This is a genomic window from Mycolicibacterium pyrenivorans, assembly GCF_025821625.1.
GTDB classification, from domain to species: domain Bacteria; phylum Actinomycetota; class Actinomycetes; order Mycobacteriales; family Mycobacteriaceae; genus Mycobacterium; species Mycobacterium pyrenivorans.
Window position 1 is genome coordinate 37,404 of record NZ_JACKSH010000097.1, and the last position, 21,480, is coordinate 58,883.

A 21,480-nucleotide genomic window follows, 5' to 3' on the forward strand; every position below is an offset into this window, starting at 1 on the left:
CTTCGGCTCCTGAGCCCGCGCGTGAGCCCGCGCGGGCATGCGCGAATGTAACGCCCCTTTTCCCAACCGCGATGAGCCTGTTACGCAAGCCGTGAGCGGGTATCTCCGGCGGGAAAGAAGCGAGGGGGCGCTATGTCTGATCGGTCGGCACCACGATCGCCACGTCGAGGGCTGCGACTGCTGCTCGCGGTCGTCGCTCCCGTCGTCGCGCTGCTGTTGCCGTCGGCACCGGCTCACGCCCAGCCGGGGGTGGTGGTCTACCCGGGCATGGAGATCCATCAGGACTCGGTGCTGTGCACCCTCGGCTATGTCGACCCACAGACGCGGCTCGCGTTCACCGCCGGCCACTGCCGCGCGTCGGGGACGGTCTCGGACAAACAGGGCAACGTGATCGGCACCCAGGGTTCGTTCCGGGACAACACCCCCGACGGCACCACGGTCGACACCAACCACCAGATCACCGACTGGGAGGTGATCCATCTGACGCCCGAGGTCGTGATCAACAACGTGCTGCCCGTCGGCGGCCGCGCCCTGGTCACCGATCCCGCGGTGCTTCCGGTCGTCGGCATGCCCGTCTGCCACTTCGGCGTGGTGACCGGGGAGAGCTGCGGGACGGTCGAGGCCGTCAACAACGGCTGGTTCACGATGGCCAACGGCGTGGTGAGCAAGAAGGGCGACTCGGGCGGGCCGGTGTACACGCCGACGCCGGACGGGCGCACCGTGCTCATCGGCATGTTCAACAGCACCTGGGGCACGCTGCCCGCCGCGGTGTCGTGGCAGGTCGCCAGCCAGCAGGCCCGGCAGGACACCGTCTCCGCGGCTTCGGCCAGCCTTCCCGCCGCACCCACCGCTCCTTGATCCGCGCCTAACGGACCAGCTCGAACACCGGGATCGACGGGGCCGCCGCGCGCCGCTCGGCCACCGTGGAGGCCGGGCTCAGCCCGCCCACGTGACCCTTGACCTGCCAGTACCACCGATCGATGTAGCGCTCCAGAAGTGCGGGCTTGGCGTCGTCGGGAATCTCGACGACGCGGCGCTCGGTACGCCGCCTTCGCGGCCCGACCTCCACCACACCCGCGGCGCGCACGTTGCGCGCCCACTGGGTGTTGCCGCGCGGCGACACCAGGTACTGGCTGCCGTCCACCGACAACAGGTTCACCACCCCCCCGCGGGGTTCGCCGGTGGCGCGGCCGCGGACCCGCAGGGCGGTGGTGCCCGAGATGCTCACGCCCAGTTCGGCGAGCCTGCGGATCGCGGAGTTGAACAGCCGGGCACCGAGCCCGGGAACGTCGTAGCGCTGTGTCATGGATTCTTCCCTTTCAAAACGTGAGCGGTGCTCTCGACTCACGATCCCACGACACGCATCAAAATTCAAGAGCACTGATCTCGTTTCGTGCGAGACTTGGCGCGTGGGCAAGCGACAGGACTCCCGGGACCGGATCGAACGCCGCATCGTCGAACTCGGCCGCCGCCAACTGGTGACCGAGGGCGCGGCGGGCCTCTCCCTACGCGCGATCGCGCGTGACCTCGGCATGGTCTCGTCTGCGGTGTACCGCTACGTCGCCAGCCGCGACGACCTGCTGACCCTGCTGCTCGTCGACGCCTACACCGACCTCGCCGACTCCGTCGAGCGGGCCCGCGACGCCGCGGGGCACTCGTGGCGCGGCCGGCTCGCCGAGATGGCCCGGGCGGCCAGGGCCTGGGCGGTGCACCAGCCCGCCAGCTGGGCACTGCTGTACGGCAGCCCGGTGCCCGGCTACCACGCCCCCCGCGACCAGACCGTCGGGCCGGGCACCCGCGTGGTCGGCGCCCTGTTCGGCGTCGTCGCGGCCGGTGCCGCAGCGGGAGACATCAGCGCCGCCGAAATTGTTGTGCCCCAGTCGTTGTCATCGGACTTCGACGGGATACGCACCGAATTCGGCTTCGCCGCCGACGACGCGGTGGTGGCCAAGAGCCTCGTCCTGTGGGCCGCCCTGGTCGGAGCCATCAGCCTCGAGGTGTTCGGCCAGTACGGCGCCGACACGCTGACCGATCCCGCGGTCGCGTTCGACGCCCAGGTGGAGCTGCTGACGGCCTTCCTGGCCCCGAACTAGAACACGTTCTAGCCAGCGCGCTCCGCTGGCGATATTCTCGAAGAGATGCTTGACCAGACACCTGTCCAGATTGCGTGGGTCACCACGGACCTCGCGGCCACCGAGACCGCGCTGACCTCGCTGTTGGGCGCCAAGAAGTGGGTACGCATGCCCGGAGTCCACTTCGGCCCGGACGCCTGCACCTACCGCGGCCGACCGGCCGACTTCACCGCCGACATCTCCTTCAGCTACGCCGGCGACACCCAACTGGAACTGATCAGCCCGATACAAGGGGAGAGCATCTACTCCGAATTCCTCGACCGATGCGGGCCGGGCCTGCACCACATCTGCATCGAGGCCGCCGATGTCGGGCGATTCGACACCGCGGTCGGCGATGCCGAACGCAACGGCACACCTGTGGTGATGGCAGGCACGATGCCGGGCGGGATGAAGTTCGCCTACGCGTCGGCCGAGAGTTCAGGCGTTCCCTACATCGAATTCGCCTACATCCCGCCCGAGATCCACGCGTTCTTCGACCATGTAAAGCGGGAAACCACGTGACACAGGAGCAGAATTGACCATGCAGCACATCCCGGAAACCGTGAGCGCGGGCGACGTCACGTCCTGGTCCGACGAGGCCGACGTGGTGGTGCTCGGATTCGGCATCGCCGGCGGCTGCGCGGCCGTCAGCGCCGCCGCGGCCGGCGCCCGGGTGCTGGTCCTGGAGAAAGCCGCGGCCGTAGGCGGAACGACATCGATGGCGGGCGGCCACTTCTATCTCGGCGGCGGCACCGCCGTCCAGCAGGCCACCGGGCACGAGGATTCCCCCGACGAGATGTACGCCTACCTGGTGTCACAGTCCCGTGAGCCCGAGCTCGACAAGATCCGCGCCTACTGCGACGGCAGCGTGGAACACTTCAATTGGCTTGAGGCGCTTGGCTTTCAATTCGAGCGCAGTTTCTACCCAGGTAAGGTCGTGGTGCCGCCGGGCACCGAGGGTCTCTCCTACACCGGCAACGAGAAGGTGTGGCCGTTCTGCGAGCAGGCCAAGCCGGCCCCGCGCGGGCACTCGGTGCCCGTCCCCGGTGAACTGGGCGGCGCCGCGATGGTGATCGATCTGCTGCTCAAGCGCGCCGCCGAACTCGGCGTGCAGATCCGCTACGAAACGGGAGCGACCGGGCTCGTCGTGGACGACGACGGCGCGGTGGTCGGGGTGCGGTGGAAGCACTTCACCGAGACCGGCGAGGTGCGGGCCGGCTCCGTCGTCATCGCCGCGGGCGGTTTCGCGATGAACGCCGAGATGGTGGCCGAGTACACGCCCGCGCTCGGCCAGGAACGCAAGACCAAGCACCACGGGACGGTGGCCCCCTACATCCTGGGCAACCCCAACGACGACGGCCTGGGCATCCGTCTGGGCGTCTCGGCGGGTGGCGTCGCCACGAACATGGATCAGCTGTTCATCACCGCCGCCGCCTACCCACCCGAGATCCTGATCACCGGCGTCATCGTCAACTCCGACGGGAAGCGGTTCGTCGCCGAGGACTCCTACCATGCGCGCACTTCGGCTTTCGTGCTCGAGCAGCCCGACCAGGTCGCCTACCTGATCGTCGACGAGGCGCACATGCAGATGCCCGAGATGCCGTTGATCAAGTTCATCGACGGCTGGGAGACGGTCGCCGAGATGGAGGCCGCGCTCGAGATCCCGGCGGGCAACCTCGCCGCGACACTGGACCGCTACAACGCCGACGCCGCCGACGGCCACGACCCCGACTTCCACAAGCAGCCGGAATACGTTGCCGCCCAAGACCATGGGCCCTGGGCGGCATTCGACCTGTCGCTGGGCCGGGCGATGTACTCCGGTTTCACGATGGGCGGGCTGAAGGTGTCCATCGACAGTGAGGTGCTGCGCGAGGACGGCAGCGCGGTCCGCGGTCTGTACGCGGCGGGCGCGTGCGCGTTCAACATCGCCCAGGACGGCAAGGGCTACGCCAGCGGGACCCAGCTAGGCGAGGGCTCGTTCTTCGGGCGGCGGGCGGGAGAACACGCGGCGCGGCGGGCGGGAGAACACGCGGCGCGGCGGGCGGGAGAGGACGCGGCACGGGCCTGACCCGGCATCTCAGGTCCGGACGGGCTCGTCGCCGACGTCCCCGAGATACCACCTGCCGTCGCCGAGCAGCTGCAGCTCCTTGGTGTGGTGCTGCTCGACGGTGCTGCGGTGGCTCACGCTGACCAGGATGGTGTCCGGGAGCTCGCTGCGCACCAGCCGGTAGAGCATCAACTCCAGACCCTCGTCGAGCGCAGACGTCGATTCGTCCAGGAAGACCGCCTGCGGCTTGGTCAGGAGTATCCGGGCGAACGCGATGCGCTGTTGCTCACCGGGGGAGAGCACCTTGGCCCAGTCCTGCTCCTCGTCGAGCCGATCGGCCAGGTGCGGCAACGCAACCCGCTCGAGGACGGCGCGCAGGTCGTCATCGGTGATCGAACCGGTCGCGTTCGGGTAGGACACGACGGCGCGCAGATCGCCCAACGGCACGTAGGGTAGCTGCGAGAGGAACAGCGTCTCGTTCTCGTCGATCGGGTACTTGAGGGAACCCGAGGCGAACGGCCACAGCCGTCCGAGACTGCGCAGCAGCGTGGTCTTCCCGCTGCCCGACGCCCCGGTGATCACCAGCGCCTCACCGCGCCGCAGGGACAGGTCGAGTGGCTCGATCAGCTGGCGCCCATCCGGGGTCCGCACCTCGACGTCGTCCAGTTCGACACCGCCGTCGGGGGAATCCTCCGCGGCGAGAGACGGCAGCGCCCGGCCCTCCTCGTTGGCGATGACCAGTCCGTGGAGACGGATGATTGCCGCGCGGTAGCCGGCGAAGTTGTCGTAGGCGTTTCGGAAGAAGGACAGCCCGCTGAGGATCTCGCGGAAGGCACTGGCGGTCTGCGACAGCTGCCCCAGGGTGATGTCGCCGTTGTAGAACCGGGAGAACTGCACGATGTAGGGGATGAGTTCCTGGGCCTGGGTGATCGACAGGTTCCAGCCCAGGAAGCCGGCCAGCCTGTTGATGTACTTCTTGTAGTTCTCGACGATCGGGGCGAAGCGGCGCCGCAGCCCGGTCCGCTCGGCGATCTCACCGCGGTAGAACGCCACCGCCTCCGCCGCGTCGCGCAGTCGCACCAGCGCGTACCGGAACACGGCGTTGAACTTCTCGTTGTTGAACGACAGCGTGATGATCGGCCGGCCGATCCAGAACGCGACGATGGTCGCGAACAGGATGTAGACGATGCCGATCCAGAACATCGCCTTGGGAAGCTCGACGCCGACGAACGGCAGGGTCACCGGTCCCGAGAGATTCCACAGGATCGCGGTGAAGGAGATCATCGCGGCGATAGAGGAGATGGCGCCGAACAGCAGCGTGGAGCCCGACGTGTTGTTGGGCGTGTTGGGCAGGGCGCCGACCCCGGCGGTGAAGATGTCGATGTCGGCCTGGATGCGCTGGTCGGGGTTGTCGATGGTGTCGTCGATGAAACGCGACCGGTAGTAGGCCTTGCCGTCGAGCCAGTCGCCGGTGAGCTGATCGGTGAGCCAGGTACGCCACCGCAGCATGAACCGCTGGGTGACGAAGAGGTCGAGCATGATCGTGGCCACGTTGATGACGGCCAGCACCGCGAAGACGCCCATCGACAGCCAGAAGCCGTCCCTGCCGGATTCCCGGACCGTGTCGTCGCCGGCGCCGACCCCGGACGCGATGACCTGGAAGCTGGTCATCATGTCGTTGCCCTGGAAGCTGAAGAGCACCGACAGCCGCACGCTCGCGATGACCAGCAGCAGGATGCCGGCGAGCCAGAGCCACACGACGACGCTCTCCGGGCCCGTGAAGTACCCCCGGGTGATGCGCCAGAACTGCCGTCCCCACGTGGTGAACCGGGCGATCAGCGTCAGCGCCACCATGGTGGCCACCGCGGCATATCCCCAGCCCTTGGCGATCCACACCAGCGAGGTCCAGACCTCACTGCTCCAGTCGAGGGTTGGGGTGAACAGTTCCATCCGGGCAAGGTACCGCGACAGTCGAGCTTCAGCGTGTTGGCGGGGCTATCCCGACGAGGCGAGTCGGTCCAGCCGCCATTGCCCGTCGGCGACGAGTTCCAGGCACCGACCGTGGAACTGGCGCACCGTCGCCCGGTGGCTCACGCTCACGACGACGGTGTCGGGCAACTTCTCCCGCAGCGTGGAGTAGAGCAGCGCCTCGAGGGCCTCGTCCATCGCCGAGGTCGTCTCGTCGAGGAACACCGCCGAGGGCCGGCTCAGCAGGATGCGGGCGAAGGCGATGCGCTGCTGCTCACCGACCGACAGCACCTTCGCCCACTCCTGGACATCGTTGAGCCGGATCATCAGCTGCGGCAACCCGACATCGAGGAGGGCCTGCTGGATGTCGCGGTCGCGAACCGCGCCAGGCTGCCGCGGATAGCACACCACGGTGCGCAGGTCACCGATCGGTAGATAGGGCAGCTGCGGGACGAACATCGCCGCGTCGCGGCCGTGCGGGAAGCGCACCCGCCCCGACGCGAACGGCCACAGTCCCGCCACGCTCTGCAGCAGCACCGACTTGCCCACCCCCGACGGACCGGTGATCAGCAGTGTGTCGCCGGGTGCCAGATGCACGTCGAGAGTGCGCACCAGCGCGGTTCCGTCCGGCCTGCGCACCTCCACGCCCGTGACATCCAGGCCGTCGTCGTCCGAGACCTCGGCGTGCACCCCCTCGAAGCTCGCAGCCGAGACGTTCTGATCGGCCAGGCCGTCGAGGCGGATGATCGCCGCGCGATAGCTTGCGAACTGGTCGTAGGCGTTGCGGAAGAACGACAACGAGTCGTGGATCGCGCCGAACGCGGTGGAGGACTGCCACACGTCGCCGAACGAGATGCGCTGCGCGAACAGCCCCTGCGCCTGGACCAGCCACGGCAGCGGGTTGATCGCCTGGCTCACCGACACGTTCCAGCCGAAGAACAGCATCATCCGGTTGAGCCAGCCGCGGTAGTTGGCCATCACAGCGTCCAGCCGGTCCTTGAGCAGCGACCGCTCGGCAGGCTCGCCGCGGTAGAGCCCGATCGCGGCGGCAGCGTCACGGACCCGCACCAGCCCGTAGCGGAAACCGGCGTTGCGCAGCTCGTTGAGGTAACTGAGCCGGATCAGCGGCCGTCCGATCACGAACGCGACGATGGTGACGACCAGCACGTAGACCACCACGATCCAGAACAGCGCCCTGGGCAGGGTGAGGCCGCCGAGCGTCACGGACTCCGACAGGCGCCACAGGATCGTGCCGAACGACAGCACCGACAGCACCGCCTCGACTGCCCCGAACAGCAGGGTGTTGCCCGAGTTGTAGATCGGGTTGTTCGGGTCGCCCCCGACACCGGTGGTGAACACGTCGACGTCCTGCTGGATCCGCTGGTCCGGATTGTCGATCGGCCTACCGCAGAACTGCGCGCGGAAGTACGCCAGATCTGTCAGCCAGCCGTCGATGAACCGGTGGCTCAACCAGATCCGCCACCGCATGATGAACCGCTGGGTCAGGTACATGTCCAGCAGGAGCCGCACGATGTAGCAGCCGGCGAGCACGGCGAACACCGCCATGGTCGCCCAGAAACCGGCGATACCGCTGGCCCTGCCGGCGTCCCCGTCCGCGCCCTGGAAGGCGACCTGCAGCGCGGTGAACAGATCATTGACGTAGTAAGTCAGCAGCACGTTGATGCGGACCGAGACGACCACCGACAGCAGCAGGACCGCGAACAGCGCCCACACCGTCACGCTCTGGCGGCCGGTGAAGTAGTCGCCTGTGACACGCCAGAACTGACGTCCCCACTCGGTGAACCGGCCGATCGCCGCGAGAATCACCAGCAGGCAGATCGCCGTCAGCACGAACGTCGCGGCGACCCACAGCGCCGAGTTGGGCAGCTCCCGGCTCCAATCGACCGACGGCTCGAACGTCCCTGTGTCCACGGTGTCTGCCCGCCCGTCAGGCGAATGTCGTGCGCAGGGCCGACACCAGGGCGTCGGCATCCAGCGCCTCGCCCCGGTGCGTGTAGGCCACATAGCCGTCGGGCCGCACCAGGAACGCCGCCGCACCGGTGGCGCCGTACGCGCGACGGAAATCGTCGTCGTCGTCGACGATGAGCGGCAGGACCGTCGCCGTCGCATCGACTCCGGTGGCGGCGACCAGGTAGACGTCCAACGCGCCGTGCGCCGCCCGGACCGCCGCCGCAGCGGCGTGCTCGTATTCCGCGACGTCGACGCCGCCCGCGATGTCACCGGCGTAGAGCAGCAGCGTGTGGTCGCGGGCGCTCAACAGGGAGAACAGCCGAATCGGCGCGGTGACCGCGGCACGGGTCAACCCGCGGGCATCGGGCGCACGCTTGCCGGCGGCTCCGGATCCTGATGTCGCCGCCGGGGCGGCTCCGGGTCCTGATGTCGCCGCCGGGGCGGCTCCGGATCCCGACGTCACCAGCGGACTGCCCGCGAAATCGATCAGCAGCTGCGCCTCGCGCCGGATCACGTAGTCGGGGTCGGCGGAATCGGCGCCGATGCCGTCGCGCGCACTGCGCACCGTTCGCGCGACGATCTCTTCGCCGACGGGGCGCCGTTCGGCGTCGTAACTGTCGAGCAGCCCCGGCGCGGCCACACCCGACACCGCAAGCGCCAGCTTCCATGCCAGGTTGTGCGCGTCCTGGATTCCGGTATTCATGCCCTGCGCGCCGGTCGGTGGGTGGATGTGTGCGGCGTCGCCGGCGACGAACACCCTGCCCCAGCCGTAGCTGTCGACGATCCGGTGGCTGATCTTGAACACCGACGACCACCGCAGGTCGCGGGCGACGGCCGGTTCGGGGGCGAGCCGGTCCACGACCGCCTGGATGTGACGCAGCTCCGGAGCGCGGCCGCCCGTGAAGCCATGCTCGACACCGTCTCTCGGTTTGCCGTCAGGCCCGTGAGCGGCCAGCTCGTCGGGCACCAGCATCGACATCCGGTAGCGGCCCCGGCCTGGGAGCGGAATACACACCAGCAGGTCGTCGGTCGTGCCGTCGGTCTGGTGCATCGACCGGATGCCGTAGCCGCGCGGCATCGACCAGTCCACCTCGACGTCGCCGAGCATGTACTGCTCCTCGAACGCCGCACCCTCGAACGTCAGCCCGAGCGTCTTGCGCACGATGCTGTGCGCACCGTCGGCCCCGATGAGGTAGTCGGCGCGCACCCTGCGCTCGCGGCCGTCGGAGGTCAGCGTCGCGGTCACCCCGTCAGCGTCTTGTTCGAAACCCGTCACTCGGCACCCGCGCTGCACCCGCACACCGTGTAGCGCCAATTCCTCGCGCAGGATGCGTTCGGTCTCGTACTGCGGGATCGAGAAGAACGCGAACGGGACGTCGGCGGGCACCGGGAACTCCATCCGCGCGACCTCTTGGCCGTTGACGTAGACGAGCTGCCCGTTCATCTCGATGCCCGCGTCCCGGATGCGCCGCAACACGCCCATCCCCTCGAAGATCTCCAATGTGCGCGGTTGCACCCCAACAGCTTTGGCGTAGCGCGGGGGATCGAGCAGCGGATCGACGATCGTGAAGTCGATGCCGCGGCGGGCCAGCTCGATGGCCGCGGTCAGGCCGACGGGGCCCGCGCCGGCGATGAGGACGGACGTGTCGGCGGTGGTGGCGGTCACCCCGGAGAGTATGGCGGCGGTCCCAGCTCGGCGGGCGGATACGTGGCCAACACGCCCGCTCGGCCTCCGGGCGAGCGCCCGACGCCGGCCGCGTACCGTAAACATGTGGCTCGGACCTCTTCGAATACTTCGCCGAACCCCAAGACTGGGCCGAATCCCAAGACGGGGCGGCTGTCCAACCGATTCTGGAAGCTGCTCGGCGCCAGCACCGAGAAGGACCAGACGCAGTCGATGGGACTCGTCGAACGGTCCGCCGAATACGCCCCCAAGGCGGCCGAACTCGACGACGAGCAGCTGCGCAAGGCCGCACAGCTGCTCGAACTCGAGGACCTCGTCGACGCCGCCGACATCCCCCAGTTCCTGGCCATCGCCCGCGAGGCGGCCGAGCGCACCACCACGTTGCGTCCCTTCGACGTACAGCTGCAGGCCGCGTTGCGGATGCTGGCCGGCGACGTCGTCGAGATGGCCACCGGTGAGGGCAAGACGCTGTCCGGGGCGATCGCCGCGGCAGGCTACGCGCTGGCGGGCCGCAGCGTCCACGTCATCACGATCAACGACTACCTGGCCCGCCGCGACGCCGAGTGGATGGGGCCGCTGATCGAGGCGCTGGGATTGACGGTGGGCTGGATCACCGCCGACTCCACCGCCGCCGAGCGCCGCGCGGCCTACCGGTGCGACGTCACCTACGCCTCGGTCAACGAGATCGGCTTCGACGTGCTGCGCGACCAGCTGGTGACCGACGTAAAGGACCTGGTGTCCCCGAATCCGGATGTGGCGCTGATCGACGAAGCCGACTCCGTCCTCGTCGACGAGGCGCTGGTGCCGCTGGTGCTGGCGGGCACCAGCCACCGGGAGACGCCCCGCGTCGAGCTCATCCGACTCGTCGGCGACCTCGTCGAGGGCAAGGACTACGCCACCGACACCGACAACCGCAACGTGCACCTCACCGAAGCGGGTGCCCTCAAGGTGGAGGCGGCACTCGGAGGTATCGACCTCTACTCCGAGGAGCACGTGGTCAGCACGCTGACGGAGATCAACGTCGCGCTGCACGCGCATGTGCTGCTGCAGCGCGACGTCCACTACATCGTGCGCGACGACAAGGTGCACCTGATCAACGCGTCCCGCGGCCGCATCGCCACCCTGCAGCGCTGGCCCGACGGCCTGCAGGCGGCGGTGGAGGCCAAGGAGGGCATCGAGACGACCGAGACCGGCGAGGTGCTCGACACCATCACCGTGCAGGCGCTGATCAACCGGTACCCGCGGGTCTGCGGGATGACCGGCACCGCGCTCGCCGCCGGCGAACAGCTCCGACAGTTCTACAAGCTGGGCGTCTCCCTGATCCCGCCCAACACCCCCAACATCCGCGAGGACCAGACCGACCGGGTGTACGTCACCGTGGCCGCCAAGATCGACGGGATTCTCGAGTACATCGCGGCCGTGCACGGAACCGGCCAGCCGGTGTTGGTGGGCACCCGGGACGTCGCCGAGTCCGAGGAGCTGCACGCACGCCTGGTCAAAGCCGGTGTTCCCGCGGTGGTCCTGAACGCCAAGAACGACGCCGAGGAGGCCGCGGTCATCGCCGAGGCCGGCAAGCTGGGTGCGGTCACGGTGTCCACGCAGATGGCCGGCCGCGGCACCGACATCAGGCTCGGCGGATCCGACAGAAACGACCGTGCCGCAGCAGAACGGGTTGCCGAACTCGGCGGACTGCACGTCATCGGCACCGGCCGCCACCACACCGAGCGCCTCGACAACCAGCTGCGCGGCCGCGCCGGGCGCCAGGGTGACCCCGGATCGTCGATCTTCTTCTCCAGCTGGGAGGACGACGTCGTCGTCGCGCATCTCGAGCCGAACAAACTGCCGCTGGAGTGCGACGAGGACGGCCGCGTGCTGAGCCCGAAAGCGGCCAGCCTGCTGGAGAACGCGCAGCGGATCGCCGAGGGCCGCCTCCTCGAGGTGCACGCCACCACCTGGCGCTACAACCAGCTGATCGCCCAGCAGCGGGCGATCCTCGTCGAACGGCGCAACACGCTGCTGCGCACCGCGGCCGCCCGCGAGGAACTGGCCGAGCTGTCGCCGCAGCGCTACGAGGAGCTCAGCGAGCAACTCGGCCCGGACAGCGAGGAGAAGCTGGAGCGGATCTGCCGGCTGATCATGCTGTACCACCTCGACCGCAGCTGGACCGAGCACCTGGCCTACCTCGCCGACATCCGGGAGAGCATCCATCTGCGCGCTCTCGGCAGGCAGAATCCGCTCGACGAATTCCACCGGATGGCCGTCGACGCGTTCGCCTCGTTGGCCGCAGGCGCCATCGAAGCTGCCCAACAGACCTTCGACACGGCGCCGTCCATCGATCTGGAGGAAGGACGACCTGGCCTAGACCTCTCCAAGCTGGCACGTCCCACCTCGACGTGGACGTACATGGTGCACGACAACCCGCTGGCCGACGACTCGATGTCCGCGCTGAGCCTGCCCGGGGTGTTCCGCTAGGTTCTACTGCATGGCCGAGGCCTCGGGCGGGAACGCTGCGACCCCGAACGCGGCACCGCAGGATCGGGTGCTGACGGTGCCCAACGTGCTGTCGGTCGTCCGCCTGGTGCTGGTCCCGGTCTTCCTGTATCTGCTGCTGGTGGCCGACGCGACCGGTTGGGCGGTCGGCGTGCTGATGTTCAGCGGGGCGTCCGACTGGGCCGACGGCAAGATCGCGCGCCTGTTCGACAACCAGTCCTCCCGGCTGGGCGCACTCCTCGATCCCGCGGTGGACCGGATCTACATGGTCGTCGTCCCGGTGGCGCTGGCGCTGGCGGAGGTGATCCCGTGGTGGCTCGTCGCGGCGCTGCTGGGCCGTGACCTGGTGCTGGCCGCGACGCTGCCGGTGCTGCGCGGCCGCGGGCTGACAGCTCTTCCTGTCACCTACATCGGCAAGGCGGCGACGTTCGCGTTGATGTCGGGCCTGCCGCTGGTGCTGCTCGGCCAGTACGACGCGCTGTGGGCACGGGTCGTGCTGGCGTGGGGGTGGGGCTTTCTCATCTGGGGCCTGGCCATGTACCTGTGGTCGGGAGTCCTCTATCTGATCCAGGTGGCCATGGTGGTGCGCACGATGCCGCCCAGAGTGCAGGCCGCATGAGCCGATGAGCACGCTGGGGGGGTACGACCCCGCCTCGGGGCACAACGCCCACGAGGCGGGCAGGCCGACGCGCATCCCCGTGCCGTCGTTGCTGGCCTCGCTGCTCACCGACCACCTCGACCCCGGCTACGCCGCGGCGGCGGAATCGGGCCGAACGCGTGCGAAACCAGCCGAGTGGACCTGGCAGATCCTCGCGGCGGTGGTGGTGGCGGCCGTGTTCGCGCTGGCCTGGGCGCAGGCGCAGGCCACCGCGCCGGGGGTGCGTGAGTCGCAGCAGGTGCTGGTGGGCAGCGTGCGCGCCGCCGAGACGAACACCGAGGACATCGCAGACCGCAGGGACCGGCTGGCCACAGAGGTGGACGCCGAGCGGCGCAGCCGCCTCGAGGGCGACACCACCGGCAGACAGTTGCTCGCCGACCTCGACCTGGCGGACTCCGCCGCGGCCGCCACGGCGGTGATCGGTCCCGGCCTGACCATCACCGTCACCGATCCGGGGCTGTCGCGCGACCTCACCGATGTGTCCGGAGGGCGCGTGGCGGGCAGCAAGCAGGTGATCCTCGACCGCGACCTCCAGCTGGTCGTCAACTCGCTGTGGGTCAGCGGCGCCGAGGCGATCTCGGTCGGGGGCGTACGCGTCGGGCCGAACGTGACGATTCGGCAGGCCGGCGGCGGCATCCTCGTCGACAATCAGCCGATCACCAGTCCCTACGTCATCCTCGCGGTCGGCCCCCCACGCGCGATGCAGGACACGTTCGACCGCAGCACCGGCCTGCAACGTCTCCGGTTGCTGGAGAAGTCCTACGGCGTCGGCGTCGCCGTGAGCGCCGGCGACGGGCTGGCGCTGCCTGCGGGGTCGGTCCGAGAAATCAACTTCGCCAAACAGATTGGGCCCAATTGATCGGAATCGTCGCCCTCGTCGTCGGCATCGTTCTCGGTGTCGTCTTCCATCCCAGCGTGCCGGAGTTCGTCCAGCCCTACCTGCCGATCGCGGTCGTCGCGGCACTCGACGCCGTGTTCGGGGGACTGCGGGCGTACCTGGAACGGATCTTCGACTCGAAGGTCTTCGTCGTGTCGTTCGTGTTCAACGTCCTGGTGGCCGCGTTGATCGTCTACGTCGGTGACCAACTCGGCGTCGGCACCCAGCTGTCCACCGCGATCATCGTCGTGCTCGGCATCCGGATCTTCGGAAACGCTGCGGCGCTGCGACGCAGGTTGTTCGGGGCATGACGGCATGAGCGACCACCCGCACCACCACGCCGCCGGACCCCACCACGGACGGCACGAACTGCCGCCCGACCAGCCGCCGCCGGAGATCGGCGACCTGCACGCCGGCGGTGTCACCGGGGTGGTCTCCCGCGGACGGTCCCAGGTCGTATTCGGGGTGCTGGGTGTCCTGCTGTGCCTGCTGCTGGGCGTCGCGATCGCCACCCAGGTCCGCCAGACCGAGTCGGGCGACTCGCTGGAGACCGCGCGACCCGCCGACCTGTTGGTGCTGCTCGACTCGCTGCAGCAACGTGAGGCGGCGCTGAACACCGAGGTCGCCGAGCTGCAACGGACGCTGGCCCAACTCCAGGCCTCCGGCAGCAGCGATCAGGCGGCGATCGAGAACGCCAGAGCACGGCTGGCGGCCCTGTCGATACTGATCGGCGCCGTGCCTGCCACCGGACCCGGGGTGACGCTGACCATCGAGGACCCCGCGAAGGGGGTCTCGCCGGAGGCGATGCTCGACGTGATCAACGAGTTGCGCGCGGCGGGCGCCGAGGCGATGGAGATCCGGGGCCGGCAAGGCGGTGAGCAGGTGGCGGTGCGGGTCGGGGTGGACACCTGGGTCGTCGGCGTCCCCGGTGCGCTGATCGCCGACTCCACCACCTTGAATCCGGTGTATTCAGTTCTCGCGATTGGGGATCCGCCGACCCTCGCCGCGGCGATGAACATTCCGGGCGGCGCGATGGACAGCATCGAACGCGTCGGCGGCACGATGGTGGTACAACAATCCGACCGGGTCGACGTCACCGCCTTGCGGCAACCGAAACCCCGCCAATACGCTCAGCCCGTCAAGTGAGCGACCGCAAGGCCGCCGAGAAATGCAAGGAGCGCCGTGAGCGAGATTCCCGCCGACCTGTCCTACACCGTCGAACACGAGTGGGTGCAGCGGACCGGCGACGACACGGTGCGTGTCGGCATCACCGACTTCGCGCAGTCCGCGCTGGGAGACGTGGTGTTCGTCCAGCTTCCCGACGTCGGAGCAGACCTGACGGCGGGAGAGTCGTTCGGCGAGGTGGAGTCGACGAAATCGGTCTCCGACCTGTACGCGCCGCTGACCGCCAAAGTCGTTGCGGTCAACGGTGATCTGGAGGGCGACCCACAGCTGGTCAACTCCGATCCCTACGGCGGGGGCTGGCTGGTCGAACTGCAGGCCGATGGGGGCGCGCTGGAGGCCGGTGTCTCCGAACTGCTCGACGCGGAGGCCTACCGCAGCCACGTGACGGACTGAGGTGTTGTTAGGGTCGAGCAGACCGGAGCGCAATCGGCGGATCCGGCTGTGGTGGACACAACTGAGTCCACTGCGCGGTACGGTCGACACCAGCGGCGCGACGGCTGGGCCTTCCGGCCGGATATCGCCACAGCAGCCAGTGAGGAGCAGCGGGTGACGGACAAGGACTTCAACTCTGGGGCTGACTCTGACGAGGTCACCGTGGAGACGACATCGGTGTTCCGCGCAGACTTCCTCAACGAACTGGACGCCCCGCCGGCTCCGGGTGGCGAGAGCGCGGTTTCCGGGGTCGAAGGCCTTCCGGCCGGCTCGGCGCTGCTCGTCGTCAAGCGCGGGCCGAACGCGGGTTCGCGGTTCCTGCTCGATCAGCCGACGACCTCGGCAGGCCGCCATCCCGACAGCGACATCTTCCTCGACGACGTCACCGTGAGTCGTCGGCACGCCGAGTTCCGACTCGAGAGCGGCGAGTTCCAGGTCGTCGACGTGGGCAGCCTCAACGGCACGTACGTCAATCGCGAACCGGTCGATTCCGCGGTGCTCGCCAACGGCGACGAGGTTCAGATCGGCAAGTTCCGCCTCGTGTTCCTCACCGGGCCGAAGGGCCCCGACCTTGCTGACGGCGCCGCGGGCTGAGTGACGCCGCCGAGTAGCCGACACCGCCGAGTGCCTCCGCGAGCGACGAGATGACACAACCCGACGCAGCTGGGCTCAACGGGATGTCGATCGGCGTCGTCCTGGATCTGCTGCGGGGCGACTTCCCCGACGTGACCATCTCCAAGATCCGTTTCCTGGAGGCGGAGGGGCTGGTCACCCCCGAGCGCACCGCATCCGGATACCGGCGGTTCACGGCCTATGACTGTGCGCGACTGCGGTTCATCCTCACCGCGCAGCGCGATCAGTACCTTCCGCTCAAGGTCATCAAGGCCCAGCTCGACGCCCAGCCCGACGGTGAGCTGCCGCAGACCGGATCCGCGTACGGGACACCGCGCCTGATGACGGTGACCGAAGGGCAGGCCGACCGGGCGGGCGGGCCGCCGCCGGCGCCACCGACGCAGGTGCGGTTGAGCCGTGACGACCTGCTCGAGCGCTCCGGCGTCGACGACGAACTTCTCACCTCGCTGATCAAGGCGGGGGTCATCACGCCGATCTTCAAAGGTGGCGGCACGGTGCTTTTCGACGAGCACTCCGTCGTCATCGCCCAATGTGCCCGCGCCCTGGCCGACTACGGGGTCGAACCGCGGCACCTGCGGGCTTTCCGGTCCGCCGCGGACCGGCAATCCGACCTGATCGCCCAGATCGCGGGCCCGGTGGTCAAGGCGGGCAAGGCCGGAGCGCGCGACCGTGCCGACGACCTGGCCCGCGAAGTGGCGGCCCTGGCAATCACGTTGCACACGTCGTTGATCAAGTCGGCCGTACGCGACGTTCTGGATCGCTGAGGACTAGACTCGGCCTGACGAAATTTCCAGCGGAGGGCAGGCACAAATGGGTGAGGTCCGCGTGGTCGGCATTCGAGTCGAGCAGCCGCAGAACCAGCCCGTCCTGTTGCTGCGGGAGTCCAACGGCGACCGTTATCTGCCGATCTGGATCGGCCAGTCCGAGGCGGCCGCCATCGCGCTGGAGCAGCAGGGCGTGGAGCCGGCGCGGCCGATGACTCACGACCTGATCCGAGATCTCATTGCCGCGCTTGGCCATTCACTCAAAGAGGTGCGCATCGTCGACCTGCAGGAAGGCACCTTCTACGCCGATCTGGTGTTCGACCGCGACATCACGGTGTCGGCGCGGCCCTCGGACTCGGTGGCCATCGCGTTGCGTGTGGGTGTGCCGATCTACGTCGAGGAGGCGGTGCTCGCCGAGGCCGGGCTGCTGATCCCCGACGAGAGCGACGACGAGCCCACCGGCGCGGTGCGCGAGGACGAGGTCGAGAAGTTCAAGGAGTTCCTCGACAGCGTGTCGCCCGACGATTTCAAGGCCACCTGACGCCGAAGACCGGCCGGTGCGGGCCCTCCGTGGCACCGCAGGTCTTGGTCACGGATGCGTCTCGTCGCGTTCGACACGCGGTGCGCGTTTCTCCCGGCGCGGAAACGGGCAGCCATACTTGGTCGCGACGGGCAGTCACGGCAGGCCCTCAAGCGTATGCTCGACACAGTTCGAGCCGGGGCGAACGTGCGCCATGTAGGCCGCGGACGCGGGTTCGAAGGCGCTTCAAGGCGAAGGGATTCGACAAGTGGGAGACACGCCACGCCAGGAGGAACTGGACCTGACTACCGGTGCGTCGCACACGGACGGTCTTCCCCGGGTGGCCACCGAGCCCGTCCAGGCCGGTCTGTTCCCCGACGATTCGGTTCCCGACGAACTCGTCGGCTACCGGGGGCCCAGCGCCTGCCAGATCGCCGGGATCACCTACCGCCAACTCGACTACTGGGCCCGCACCTCGCTTGTGGTGCCGTCGATCCGGGGCGCGGCGGGTTCGGGCAGCCAGCGGCTGTACTCGTTCAAGGACATCCTGGTTCTCAAGATCGTCAAGCGGCTGCTCGACACCGGTATCTCGCTGCACAACATCCGGGTGGCGGTCGACCACTTGCGCCAGCGCGGCGTCCAGGATCTGGCCAACATCACGTTGTTCTCCGACGGCACCACCGTCTATGAGTGCACCTCGGCGGAGGAGGTCGTCGACCTGCTGCAGGGTGGGCAGGGCGTCTTCGGGATCGCGGTGTCCGGAGCGATGCGGGAACTCACCGGGGCGATCGCCGACTTCCCGGGGGAGCGCGCCGACGGTGGCGAGTCGATCTCGGCTCCGGAGGACGAACTGGCGTCCCGCCGCAAGCACCGCGACCGCAAGATCGGCTGAGCCGGGCAACCCGTCCGCCGACTGAACCGCCGCCGGCTCCCACGTCCCGGTAGACTCGGGCGCGCATCGCCCTCACGCGGGAGAGTTCCGTGACCGCCAGCCACGGACGCCGAAGGAGCAACACCTCTCCGTCAACCTCTCAGGCACCCAGGACCGCGCGAAGCCACGATGCCTCTGGAAAGCGGTGCGCTCGCCCTCGGGGTTCCTGTGGGCAGGCCCACCCGCCCATGGGGAAAGGCCCTGCCGTCCGCTCGCGCGGTTGCTGCCGGCCGAATCTCTCAGGCACCCGGTCCGGGTCGACGACAGAGGGGGAGGAGCCGGTTCGCATGCGCTCCTCGCGCCCGCGGCAATCGTCGGGAGATGTCTGTCAGTGTCAGATAACAAGTCCGATTCAACGTCCGGACACCCCACCTCCGAACTCCGCTTCGTCGACCGGCACATCGGGCCGGATGCGCAGGCCGTCGCCACGCTGCTGAGGACGATCGGCGTCGAGTCGCTCGACGAGCTGGCCGCCAAGGCAGTGCCTGCCGCGATCTTCGACCCGGTGACCGACGACGGCATCGCGCCGGGGCTCGGGCATCTGCCGCCTGCCGCCTCGGAGACCGAGGCGCTGGCCGAGCTGCGGGCACTGGCGGACTCCAACACCGTCGCGGTGTCGATGATCGGTCAAGGGTATTTCGACACCCTCACCCCACCTGTGCTGCGGCGCAACATCCTCGAGAACCCGGCCTGGTACACCGCCTACACGCCGTACCAGCCCGAGATCAGCCAGGGCCGGCTCGAGGCGCTGCTGAACTTCCAGACGATGGTCACCGACCTCACCGGCCTGGAGGTCGCCAATGCCTCGATGCTCGACGAAGGCACCGCTGCCGCCGAGGCGATGACGCTCATGCAGCGCGCGGTGCGCGGGTCGGCCCATCGGCTGGTTGTTGACAGCGACGTCTACGCGCAGACGGCCGCCGTGCTGGCGACCCGCGCGGAACCGCTGGGAATCGAGATCGTCACCGCGGACCTGCGTGAGGGGCTGCCCGAGGGTGAGTTCTTCGGCGTGATCGTCCAGCTGCCGGGAGCCGGCGGCGCCGTCGTGGACTGGAGCGCACTGGTCTCGCAGGCCCACGAGCGCGGCGCCCTGGTGGCCGTCGGCGCCGACCTGTTGGCGCTGACGATGATCACCCCTCCCGGTGAGATCGGTGCCGACGTCGCCTTCGGCACCACCCAACGCTTCGGTGTGCCAATGGGTTTCGGTGGCCCGCATGCGGGCTACCTGGCGGTGCACTCCAAGCACGCCAGGCAACTCCCGGGACGGCTGGTCGGCGTGTCCAGGGATGCCGACGGGTCACCGGCGTACCGGTTGGCGCTGCAGACCCGCGAACAGCACATCCGCCGCGACAAGGCCACCAGCAACATCTGCACCGCGCAGGTGCTGCTGGCCGTGATGGCGGCGATGTACGCGAGCTATCACGGCGCGGACGGCCTGCGCGCCATCGCCCATCGGGTCCACGGGCACACGCGCGCGCTCGCCGCCGGCCTGGCCGCCGCCGGGGTGGAGGTTGTCCACGACGCGTTCTTCGACACGGTGCTGGCGCGGGTGCCCGGTCGGGCGCCCGAGGTGCGGGCGGCGGCCAAGGAGCGCGGCATCAACGTCTGGCTGGTCGACGACGACCACGTGTCGGTGAGTTGTGACGAGGCGACGACCGACGGACACGTCGCCGCGGTGCTCGAGGGATTCGGGGCGACAACCGGTTCCACGGATTTCGCCGGCCCCGGCATCGGCACCAGGACGTCGGAGTTCCTCACCCATCCGGCGTTCTCGAAGTACCGCACCGAGACCGAGATGATGCGCTACCTGCGGTCGCTCGCGGACAAGGACATCGCGTTGGACCGCAGCATGATCCCGCTCGGATCCTGCACGATGAAGCTCAACGCGGCCTCGGAGATGGAACCCATCACCTGGCCCGAGTTCGCCCGTCAGCATCCGTTCGCCCCGGCGTCGGACACCCCCGGCCTGCGCAGGTTGATCGCCGATCTGCAGTCGTGGCTCACCGGAATCACCGGATACGACGCGGTGTCACTGCAACCCAACGCCGGATCGCAGGGGGAGTACGCGGGCCTGCTCGCGATCCAGGCCTACCACGCGGCGCGCGGGGACACCGGTCGCGACGTCTGCCTCATCCCGTCCAGCGCGCACGGCACCAACGCCGCGTCGGCCGCCCTGGCGGGCATGAAGGTCGTCGTCGTCGGGTGCCGCGCGAACGGCGATGTCGACCTCGACGATCTGCGCGCCAAGGTGGCCGAACACGCCGATCGCCTGTCGGCGTTGATGATCACCTATCCCTCCACGCACGGCGTGTACGAGCACGACGTCGCCGACATCTGCGCGGCCGTGCACGATGCCGGCGGACAGGTCTATGTCGACGGCGCCAACCTCAACGCGCTGGTCGGTCTCGCGCGCCCTGGCCGGTTCGGCGGCGATGTCAGCCACCTGAACCTGCACAAGACGTTCTGCATCCCGCACGGCGGCGGTGGTCCCGGCGTCGGACCGGTCGCCGTCCGCGAGCACCTGGCGCCGTATCTGCCGGGCCACCCGCTGGCCGACGAACTGTCCGACACGCTCACCGTGTCGGCCGCGCCGTACGGTTCGGCGTCGATCCTGCCGATCACGTGGGCCTACATTCGCATGATGGGGGCGCCGGGCCTGCGCGCGGCGTCGCTGGTGGCCATCGCGTCGGCCAACTACATCGCCCGCCGGCTCGACGAGTACTACCCGGTGCTCTACACCGGCGAGAACGGCATGGTGGCCCACGAGTGCATCCTCGATCTGCGGGGCATCACCAAGGCCACCGGCGTCACCGTCGACGACGTGGCCAAGCGCCTGGCCGATTACGGCTTCCACGCCCCGACGATGAGCTTCCCCGTCGCGGGCACGTTGATGGTCGAGCCCACCGAGAGCGAGTCACTGACCGAGGTCGACGCGTTCTGCGAGGCGATGATCGCGATCCGCGCCGAGATCGACCAGGTCGGCTCCGGGGCCTGGCCCGCCGACGACAACCCGCTTCGCGGTGCGCCGCACACCGCGGAGTGCCTCGTGGTCGGCGACTGGAACCACCCGTACACCCGGGAGCAGGCGGCCTACCCGCTCGGCACGTCCTTCCGGCCGAAGGTCTGGCCTCCAGTGCGTCGGATCGACGGCGCGTACGGCGACCGCAACCTGGTCTGCTCGTGCCCACCGGTCGAGGCCTTCGCCTAGC

The 21,480-nt window shown here is 68.9% G+C and carries 19 protein-coding genes and 1 riboswitch; of the genes, 15 read left to right on the forward strand and 4 right to left on the reverse strand.

The genetic code is table 11. From position 1 onward, the window contains the following. Window positions 1-132 precede the first annotated feature (132 nt). The gene (locus H7I57_RS12205) at window positions 133-858 is read left to right on the forward strand and encodes an Rv1815 family serine proteinase (RefSeq protein ID WP_264023759.1); all 726 of its coding nucleotides are present in this window, start codon (window positions 133-135) and stop codon (window positions 856-858) included. Between the two features lie 7 nt (window positions 859-865). Here the strand turns inward: H7I57_RS12205 and H7I57_RS12210 are convergent, their stop codons facing one another. Beyond that, window positions 866-1,306, reverse strand: coding sequence for a nitroreductase/quinone reductase family protein (locus H7I57_RS12210; protein ID WP_264023760.1), 441 nt, complete (start codon window positions 1,304-1,306; stop codon window positions 866-868). A gap of 103 nt (window positions 1,307-1,409) precedes the next feature. Between H7I57_RS12210 and H7I57_RS12215 the strand changes: the two genes are divergently transcribed. From H7I57_RS12215 to H7I57_RS12225, 3 genes are read left to right on the forward strand one after another with little or no spacing between them, the layout of a single operon-like run. Next, the gene (locus H7I57_RS12215) at window positions 1,410-2,093 is read left to right on the forward strand and encodes a TetR/AcrR family transcriptional regulator (RefSeq protein ID WP_264023761.1); all 684 of its coding nucleotides are present in this window, start codon (window positions 1,410-1,412) and stop codon (window positions 2,091-2,093) included. Window positions 2,094-2,138: 45 nt separating this feature from the next. Further along, entirely contained in the window at window positions 2,139-2,633 is a 495-nt protein-coding gene (locus H7I57_RS12220; RefSeq protein ID WP_264023762.1) for a VOC family protein, read from the forward strand. Between the two features lie 19 nt (window positions 2,634-2,652). Next, window positions 2,653-4,179 (forward strand): FAD-binding protein, encoded by a 1,527-nt coding sequence (locus tag H7I57_RS12225; RefSeq protein ID WP_264023840.1) that lies wholly within the window; start codon window positions 2,653-2,655, stop codon window positions 4,177-4,179. A gap of 9 nt (window positions 4,180-4,188) precedes the next feature. On the opposite strand, the gene H7I57_RS12230 is transcribed toward H7I57_RS12225, so the two are convergent. Genes H7I57_RS12230 through H7I57_RS12240 form a run of 3 tightly spaced genes read right to left on the reverse strand, consistent with a single transcriptional unit; the run spans window position 4,189 to window position 9,763 of the window. Continuing rightward, complete coding sequence (locus H7I57_RS12230; RefSeq protein ID WP_264023763.1) at window positions 4,189-6,108, reverse strand: ABC transporter ATP-binding protein/permease; 1,920 nt, start codon at window positions 6,106-6,108, stop codon at window positions 4,189-4,191. A 45-nt stretch (window positions 6,109-6,153) separates the two neighbouring features. Then, entirely contained in the window at window positions 6,154-8,058 is a 1,905-nt protein-coding gene (locus H7I57_RS12235; RefSeq protein ID WP_264023764.1) for an ABC transporter ATP-binding protein/permease, read from the reverse strand. A gap of 16 nt (window positions 8,059-8,074) precedes the next feature. Beyond that, entirely contained in the window at window positions 8,075-9,763 is a 1,689-nt protein-coding gene (locus H7I57_RS12240) for an FAD-dependent monooxygenase (RefSeq protein ID WP_264023765.1), read from the reverse strand. Between the two features lie 105 nt (window positions 9,764-9,868). Here H7I57_RS12240 and secA2 point away from each other — a divergent pair, with 105 nt between their 5' ends. The 11 genes from secA2 (at window position 9,869) to gcvP (ending at window position 21,479) form a co-directional block, all read left to right on the forward strand. Continuing rightward, window positions 9,869-12,253: an accessory Sec system translocase SecA2 gene (gene secA2, locus H7I57_RS12245; protein WP_264023766.1), complete on the forward strand. Its 2,385-nt coding sequence runs from the start codon at window positions 9,869-9,871 to the stop codon at window positions 12,251-12,253. A gap of 10 nt (window positions 12,254-12,263) precedes the next feature. Continuing rightward, entirely contained in the window at window positions 12,264-12,890 is a 627-nt protein-coding gene (locus tag H7I57_RS12250; RefSeq protein ID WP_264023767.1) for a CDP-alcohol phosphatidyltransferase family protein, read from the forward strand. 4 nt (window positions 12,891-12,894) lie between these two features. Continuing rightward, window positions 12,895-13,788 (forward strand): DUF881 domain-containing protein, encoded by an 894-nt coding sequence (locus H7I57_RS12255; RefSeq protein ID WP_264023768.1) that lies wholly within the window; start codon window positions 12,895-12,897, stop codon window positions 13,786-13,788. Further along, window positions 13,785-14,117, forward strand: a complete 333-nt coding sequence (locus H7I57_RS12260; RefSeq protein WP_264023769.1) for a small basic family protein — start codon at window positions 13,785-13,787, stop codon at window positions 14,115-14,117. Before H7I57_RS12255 ends, H7I57_RS12260 begins: the two co-directional genes overlap by 4 nt. A gap of 4 nt (window positions 14,118-14,121) precedes the next feature. After that, on the forward strand, window positions 14,122-14,952 hold the full coding sequence (locus H7I57_RS12265) for a DUF881 domain-containing protein (RefSeq protein ID WP_264023770.1): 831 nt from the start codon (window positions 14,122-14,124) through the stop codon (window positions 14,950-14,952). A gap of 36 nt (window positions 14,953-14,988) precedes the next feature. Then, window positions 14,989-15,384 carry a glycine cleavage system protein GcvH gene (gene gcvH / locus H7I57_RS12270; RefSeq protein ID WP_264023771.1) on the forward strand — a complete coding sequence of 132 codons (396 nt, stop codon included), beginning with the start codon at window positions 14,989-14,991 and terminating at the stop codon, window positions 15,382-15,384. A gap of 153 nt (window positions 15,385-15,537) precedes the next feature. Beyond that, window positions 15,538-16,017 (forward strand): glycogen accumulation regulator GarA, encoded by a 480-nt coding sequence (garA, locus tag H7I57_RS12275; protein ID WP_264023772.1) that lies wholly within the window; start codon window positions 15,538-15,540, stop codon window positions 16,015-16,017. Window positions 16,018-16,067: 50 nt separating this feature from the next. Then, window positions 16,068-16,820 (forward strand): transcriptional regulator FtsR, encoded by a 753-nt coding sequence (gene ftsR, locus H7I57_RS12280; protein ID WP_264023773.1) that lies wholly within the window; start codon window positions 16,068-16,070, stop codon window positions 16,818-16,820. A 46-nt stretch (window positions 16,821-16,866) separates the two neighbouring features. Then, window positions 16,867-17,361, forward strand: a complete 495-nt coding sequence (locus H7I57_RS12285) for a bifunctional nuclease family protein (protein WP_264023774.1) — start codon at window positions 16,867-16,869, stop codon at window positions 17,359-17,361. 247 nt (window positions 17,362-17,608) lie between these two features. Further along, window positions 17,609-18,232, forward strand: coding sequence for a MerR family transcriptional regulator (locus tag H7I57_RS12290; protein ID WP_264023775.1), 624 nt, complete (start codon window positions 17,609-17,611; stop codon window positions 18,230-18,232). A gap of 67 nt (window positions 18,233-18,299) precedes the next feature. After that, window positions 18,300-18,398, forward strand: a riboswitch (glycine riboswitch). A gap of 204 nt (window positions 18,399-18,602) precedes the next feature. Further along, entirely contained in the window at window positions 18,603-21,479 is a 2,877-nt protein-coding gene (gcvP, locus tag H7I57_RS12295) for an aminomethyl-transferring glycine dehydrogenase (protein ID WP_264023776.1), read from the forward strand. The last annotated feature ends 1 nt before the right edge of the window (window position 21,480 follow it).

Excerpts from the sequence above, each read along its gene's own strand:
- H7I57_RS12285 (WP_264023774.1), top strand. The coding sequence starts at position 16,867 with ATGGGTGAGGTCCGCGTGGTCGGCATTCGAGTCGAGCAGCCGCAGAAC.
- ftsR (WP_264023773.1), top strand. The coding sequence starts at position 16,068 with ATGACACAACCCGACGCAGCTGGGCTCAACGGGATGTCGATCGGCGTC.
- H7I57_RS12225 (WP_264023840.1), top strand. The coding sequence starts at position 2,653 with ATGCAGCACATCCCGGAAACCGTGAGCGCGGGCGACGTCACGTCCTGG.
- H7I57_RS12205 (WP_264023759.1), top strand. The coding sequence starts at position 133 with ATGTCTGATCGGTCGGCACCACGATCGCCACGTCGAGGGCTGCGACTG.
- H7I57_RS12230 (WP_264023763.1), bottom strand. The coding sequence starts at position 6,108 with ATGGAACTGTTCACCCCAACCCTCGACTGGAGCAGTGAGGTCTGGACC.
- H7I57_RS12220 (WP_264023762.1), top strand. The coding sequence starts at position 2,139 with ATGCTTGACCAGACACCTGTCCAGATTGCGTGGGTCACCACGGACCTC.
- H7I57_RS12210 (WP_264023760.1), bottom strand. The coding sequence starts at position 1,306 with ATGACACAGCGCTACGACGTTCCCGGGCTCGGTGCCCGGCTGTTCAAC.
- H7I57_RS12250 (WP_264023767.1), top strand. The coding sequence starts at position 12,264 with ATGGCCGAGGCCTCGGGCGGGAACGCTGCGACCCCGAACGCGGCACCG.
- H7I57_RS12255 (WP_264023768.1), top strand. The coding sequence starts at position 12,895 with ATGAGCACGCTGGGGGGGTACGACCCCGCCTCGGGGCACAACGCCCAC.
- H7I57_RS12265 (WP_264023770.1), top strand. The coding sequence starts at position 14,122 with ATGAGCGACCACCCGCACCACCACGCCGCCGGACCCCACCACGGACGG.